Consider the following 5,750-nt stretch of genomic DNA (forward strand, 5'->3'; position numbering starts at 1 on the left):
CCACCGCCCGCGCACCACAGCGTCGGTGCTCGCGTGCCGCGCCGCCCAGGCGCGCGGCGCCTCCGCGCGCCCCCCCCCCCCACCGAGAGTCTCCCAGGCGCCGGGGCGCCTAGGCCGGACAGGGCCGAGGCTCAGGCGTCGCTGCGCACCAGCCGGACGGCGGCACCGGCGAGCGCCAACACCGTCCAGCCGAGGAAGACCAGCAGGCCGGCCGTCGGCGAGAGGGTGGTCGAGTCGTGGTGCAGGGCGAACATCGCCTCACCGGCGTGGCTGGGCAGGTACGGGCTGATGTGGCCCTGCCAGTCCGTGGGGAGCAGCGAGGTCAGGCCGGGGATCAGCATCAGCGAGGCGACCAGCACGGCGATGCCGCCGGCCACCGAGCGCAGCAGGGCGCCGAGGGCCACCCCGATCACGCCGACCAGGCCCAGGTAGAGCCCGGCGCCGAGCAGGCCGCGTACCACGCCGGTGTCGGAGAGGGTCATCGCCGCCCGGGTGCCGGACAGGATGCCGCTGTCGGCGGTGAAGGTGGCGAAGACCCCGACGGTGCCGAGCACCAGCGCGATCACGCCGTACACCGCCGCCTTGGACCACAGCACCGGCAGGCGACGCGGCACGGCGGCCAGGGTGGAACGGATCATGCCGGTCGAGTACTCGCCGGCCGCGACCAGCACGCCGAGGACGCCGAGCGCCAGCTGGGCGAAGTTGGTGCCGAACAGGGACAGGCTGAGCGCGCCGGCGTCGGCGAAGTCCCGGTCCATCGGGCGGCCGGAGGTGAGCCGCGACTTGAACTGGAAGGCCGCGATCAGGCCGAAGGCGACCAGGAACAGCAGGGCCAGGCCGAGGGTGATCCAGGTGGAGCGCAGCGACCACAGCTTGGCCCACTCGGAGCGCAGCACGCGCGCGGCCGTCACCTTGTAGGCGGGGCCGGCGGGGCGCTGCCCGGCGGGCACGGCCGTCTGGCTGGGGGCGATCGTGGTCATGCCGCGCTCCTCTGGGTGTCGACGGTGCTCTCGACGGTGGTGGTGCCGTGGTACTCGACGGCGTCCCGGGTCAGCTCCATGAAGGCCTCCTCCAGGGAGACCGTCCGCGGGGTGAGTTCGAACACGGCGATGCCGTGCTCGGCGGCGGTCAGGCCGATCTCGCGGGCCGTCCGCCCGGTGACCAGGAGCTCCTCGGAGCCGGAGCGGCCGGTGATCTCGACGTCCGGTCCGGCGAGCGCCGAGCGCAGCCGGGTCGGGTCGGCGCTGGCGACCTTGACGACGTCGCCGCCGGCCTGCTGGACGAGCTCCTGGACGGTGGTGTCGGCGAGCAGCCGGCCCCGTCCGACGATGATCAGGTGGTCGGCGACCAGCGAGACCTCGCTCATCAGGTGCGAGGAGACGAAGACGGTGCGGCCCTCGGCGGCGAGCGAGGTGAGCAGGTTGCGGATCCAGAGCACGCCCTCGGGGTCGAGCCCGTTGACCGGCTCGTCCAGCATCACCGTGGCCGGGTCGCCCAGCAGGGCGGCCGCGATGCCGAGCCGCTGGCCCATGCCGAGCGAGAACGCCCCGGCGCGCTTGCGGGCCACCGACTGGAGGCCGGTCAGCTCGATGACCTCCTCGACCCGGCGGCGCGGGATGCCGTGGGTGTGGGCCTGGGCCATCAGGTGGTTGAACGCCGAGCGGCCGGGGTGGATCGACTTGGCCTCCAGCAGCGCGCCCACCTCCTGCAGCGGAGCGGCGTGCTCGGCGTACCGGCGGCCGTTGACCCGGACCGACCCGCTGGTGGGCGCGTCCAGTCCGACGATCATCCGCATCGTGGTCGACTTCCCCGCCCCGTTGGGGCCGAGGAACCCGGTCACCGCGCCCGGCCGGACCGTGAAGTCCAGCCCGTCCACGGCGGTCTTCTCCCCGTACCGCTTCGTCAGCTGGTGCGCCTCGATCATCGCTAGCCCTTACGTTCAGGGGCCGGGCCCTCCCGGCCGCCCACGGGTTCCACGCTAGGGCCCGGCGGGGCCCGAACCGCGGCACTGCGGACTGATCATCGGACGCCGCGTAGTACCGCGGTACCACACCGTCGCCCTACCCGCGGAAAAGCGGTTTCGCCGACCGCGCCCGCTCGCCGAGGATGGCGGGATGGACGATCGGAGCGTGACCCTGCGTCGGATGACCCCGGCCGAGTACCAGGCGGCCACCGAGATCCGGGAGGCCGAGACCGTCCGGCAGCTCGCCGAGCGGATGCCGGAGGAGCTGGCCCGCGCACACACCCGTCAGGGCACCGCGAGGTTCCTCCCGGACGGCCTGGACACCGCGGGCCACCACCTGGTGGTCGCCGAGGACGGGGCGGGGCGCACCGTCGGCACCGCCTGGATCGGCCCCGACCCGCGCGCCGGGGCCGGCGTCTCCACCTCCGCCTGGCTCTACCACCTCCGCGTCCTCCCCGAGTTCCGCCGCCAGGGCTACGGCGCGGCCGTCCTCGCCGCCGCCGAACGGCTCGCCGTGCGCCTGGGCACCACCGACCTCGCCCTCAACATCTTCGGCGGCAACGAGGCGGCCATCGCCCTCTACCGGCGCGGCGGCTACGGCGTCACGGCGATGTACCTGAACAAGTCCCTCCGCGAGTAGCCCGGCGGAACCTTGCCGCGGCGGCCAACTACCCTGTGGCGGGCGGCCGTCGGGCTTGCTCGGGGCCGGCGGGGTTGCTCGGACCGTACACGGGACGCCAGGGGGAGGCGCGGATGGAGACCTGCGGGGAGTGCGGTGCGCGGGGGTGCCCGGAGCTGTTCCACCGGCTGCTGGCGCTGGACCACTCGCGGGCGGAGCCGTGGGGGCCGTTGCACGCGGTGTCGGTGTCCTGCTTCCTGTTGCAGCATCCGGGCCGGCTGCCCGGGGACGGCGGGGCGGGTGCCCGGGGGATGCTGCGGGCGTACCTCGACGGCGGGTTGCCGGCGGTGGAGCGGCTGGTCGGGCGGGCGCGCCGGGCGAACTCACACCGGGTGACGGGCGGGACCGCACCGGGCGGGGCGGCACATCCCGCTCAGGAGGCGCCGCGGGGCGGGTTCGCGGTGACGATCGAGCAGGTCGCGGTGGACGGGGCGTTCCCGGCCGAGGGGTTCGCGGAGCGGGTCGGGGCGTGGGCGTCGGTGACGCTCGCTGCCTGGGGGCGCGACGGAGCGTAGCCGCGGCGGGACCGGAACGGGACCGTGGCCCCATGCGCATGGGTCAGCCCGGGCGGTGCCATGGAGGGGCGGGTCGACCGGCCTGCGGAACCCTCCCGGAGGACACCATGAACGCCAGATCGGTCAACCCGGTGGCCGTCGCCGCCGGAGCTGCCGGAGTCGTCGTCCTCGCGGCCGTGGTCGTCCGCGCCGCCCGGTGCTGCAGGGCCCGGGCGGAGGGTGAGGCGGCCGGGGAGCAGAAGCGCCGGGGCCACGCCCACGGCCCCGGTCATGGTCACGGCCACGGCCACGGCCACAAGCCGTGCCCCAACCCGCCGAACTGCTGACCCCGGTCCGGGCGCGCCCGGCGGCTCCCGTCAGCCCGCCGGGTTGCGCGGCAGCACCGCGTGCACCCGGGTGCCCTGGCCGAGGCCCGCGACGGGGTGGACGGTGCAGCTGCCGCCGATCTCCGCCGCCCGGTCGCTCATCGAGCGCAGCCCCACCCCCGGGTGGCCCGCGTCGCCGCGGCCGGGGCCCTGCCCGTCGTCCTCGACGGTGAGTTCCAGCCGCCCCGGGTCGACCAGGACGGTCACCCTGGCGCTGGTCGCCCGGGCGTGGCGCAGCACGTTGTTGAGCGCCTCGGCGGTGATCCGGTAGACGGCGACCTCGACCGCGGCGGGCAGCTCGGGCAGCGGGTCGGGCGCGAGCAGCGCGGTGACGGTGAGCTCGTCGCCGCTGAAGGTGTCGGCGAGGCGGCGCAGCGCGCGGCTCAGCCCGTAGTCGCCGAGCGCGGTGGGCCCGAGCCGGTCGGTGATCCGGCGGACCTCACGGACGGCCGTGGCGAGGTCGTCGGCGACGTCCTCCAGGGCGGCGGCGAAGCGGGCCGGGTCGTCCACGGCGGCCGCGCCCTGGAGGCGCAGCCGCAGCCCGGCCAGCATCGGGCCGAGCCCGTCGTGGATGTCGCGGCGCAGCTGACGGCGTTCCTCCTCCCGGGCGGCGACGATCTGCTCGCGGCTGGCCCGCAGGTCCTCCATCAGCTGGAGCGAGGCCACGGCGGGCGCGGCCTGGTCGGCGAGGGAGCGCAGGATGTCGCGGTCGCTGTCGTCGAGCGTGCGCTGGCCCGGACGCGGGGAGACGGTGAGCCGGCCGATCTCGCTGCCGCGGTGGACCAGGGCGAAGCGTTCGCCGTCCTCGGGGTACTCCCCCACGGCGGCGAGCCGGCGTTCACCGCCGCGGGTCGAGACGGTCAGGTCCACTCCGGGCAGCCGCAGTTCGTCGCCGACCGTGGCGCACAGCACGGCGGGCACGTCCTGCGGGTCGACGGTCTGGCTGACCCGCCCGGCGAGGCTGCGCAGCACCTGGTACGGCTGGGCGCGGGCGCCGTAGTACCAGCGGTCGACGATGCCGGAGGCCCAGCGCACGCCCCTGGGCAGGCCGCCGGCGAGCAGGAGGACCAGGGCGACCACGCACAGGGCGCCGAAGCCCCGGCCGGGCAGCAGCATGGTGGACAGCAGCCCGGCCAGCAGCACGAAGACGACCGCCAGCCCGGCGGCGACCAGCAGTCCGACCAGGATCCGGCGGGCCGAGCGGTCCAGCCGCCAGGAGCCGTCCCGCACCACCACGACGGCGAGGGTCAGGGTCCACAGCGCGGAGGCGGCCGCGTAGGCGGCGTAGGAGGCGGTGCTCTGGCCGTTGAAGTAGTAGCCGGCCTCGGCGCCGGCCCAGAGCAGGTAGACGGCGATCGCGACCAGCACGTGCTGCCGGCGGCGCCGGGGCACCCGGCGGGCGCGGGCCAGCGGGACGAGCACCACCAGGGCGGTCAGGGCGACCCACACGACCAGTTGGGTGATGTGCAGGGTGCCGTTGAAGTGCCGCAGCCAGTCGGCGACGGTGCTGTCGGCGAGCGGGTTGGGGCGGCCGAACACGGTCGGTTGGTAGACGTAGTAGCTCGCCTGGGGCAGCATCCACAGGCCCACCGCGCCGACCGCGAGCCACCAGCGGCGGTCGGTCAGCCGGCCGTACGGGAGCCAGAGCGGCAGCGCCTGCCAGATCGTGCCGCTGACGGTGTAGCCGACCGATTTGAGCACGACCACGGCGCCGACGTAGCGCGGGTCGCCCACCTGCGTCCAGACCGGGGTCTCGGCGGCGAGCGGCAGGATCAGCGCGCCCCCGTACGCCAGCAGCACCCAGCCGAGCTCCAGACCGGGGCGGTGGGCGTGCAGCAGCACCCCGCCCGCGACGGCGGCGAGGCCGAAGCCGAGCACCGCCAGGTGCCGGGTCGGCTCGGCGATCCCCGGCGTGCCCAGGTGGCCCAGCACGTAGCCGGCCCACAGGCCGCCCGCCGCCAGGCAGACGAGCGCGCACAGCCCCGCCGTCGCGAGCTGCCGCTCCGCCCGCCCGGGCCGGGGCCGCCACCGGACGCTCCCCGCGCTCTCCGCACCCATGACCGACCTCTCTTCGCCCACGACCGGCCGCATGGCAGCAGTCTCGTCCACCCGGTGTCCCGGGCGCATGGGGCAGCGGCCCCGCGGGTGACGGACTGCGGGCGGCCGGCGGCCCAGCGTCACGGAAGCGTCGGGGGCGGCGGCCGCGCGGCGGGCGCCGGCCCCTGCGC

General features: G+C 75.9%; 6 protein-coding genes. 3 read left to right on the forward strand and 3 right to left on the reverse strand.

Features of this window, described 5'->3' with window-relative positions:
- Positions 1–131: 131 nt before the first annotated feature.
- Positions 132–980: an ABC transporter permease gene (locus tag ACFWXO_RS04840; protein ID WP_380522266.1), complete on the reverse strand. Its 849-nt coding sequence runs from the start codon at positions 978–980 to the stop codon at positions 132–134.
- Positions 977–1,924 carry an ATP-binding cassette domain-containing protein gene (locus ACFWXO_RS04845; RefSeq protein WP_380522268.1) on the reverse strand — a complete coding sequence of 316 codons (948 nt, stop codon included), beginning with the start codon at positions 1,922–1,924 and terminating at the stop codon, positions 977–979. The genes ACFWXO_RS04840 and ACFWXO_RS04845 overlap by 4 nt, the downstream gene beginning before the upstream one ends.
- Before the next feature lie 190 nt (positions 1,925–2,114).
- On the opposite strand from ACFWXO_RS04845, the gene ACFWXO_RS04850 reads away from it, so the two are divergent.
- The 3 genes from ACFWXO_RS04850 (at position 2,115) to ACFWXO_RS04860 (ending at position 3,483) form a co-directional block, all read left to right on the forward strand.
- On the forward strand, positions 2,115–2,603 hold the full coding sequence (locus ACFWXO_RS04850; RefSeq protein ID WP_380522270.1) for a GNAT family N-acetyltransferase: 489 nt from the start codon (positions 2,115–2,117) through the stop codon (positions 2,601–2,603).
- A gap of 113 nt (positions 2,604–2,716) precedes the next feature.
- Positions 2,717–3,157 carry a DUF5946 family protein gene (locus ACFWXO_RS04855; protein WP_380522272.1) on the forward strand — a complete coding sequence of 147 codons (441 nt, stop codon included), beginning with the start codon at positions 2,717–2,719 and terminating at the stop codon, positions 3,155–3,157.
- A 107-nt stretch (positions 3,158–3,264) separates the two neighbouring features.
- Positions 3,265–3,483 carry a hypothetical protein gene (locus tag ACFWXO_RS04860; protein WP_380522274.1) on the forward strand — a complete coding sequence of 73 codons (219 nt, stop codon included), beginning with the start codon at positions 3,265–3,267 and terminating at the stop codon, positions 3,481–3,483.
- 30 nt (positions 3,484–3,513) lie between these two features.
- Here ACFWXO_RS04860 and ACFWXO_RS04865 read toward each other — a convergent pair whose 3' ends face one another.
- Positions 3,514–5,580, reverse strand: a complete 2,067-nt coding sequence (locus ACFWXO_RS04865) for a sensor histidine kinase (protein WP_380522276.1) — start codon at positions 5,578–5,580, stop codon at positions 3,514–3,516.
- Positions 5,581–5,750 lie beyond the last annotated feature (170 nt).

The sequence above is a fragment of the Kitasatospora sp. NPDC059088 genome, from assembly GCF_042738155.1.
Classification (GTDB): Bacteria; Actinomycetota; Actinomycetes; order Streptomycetales; family Streptomycetaceae; genus Kitasatospora.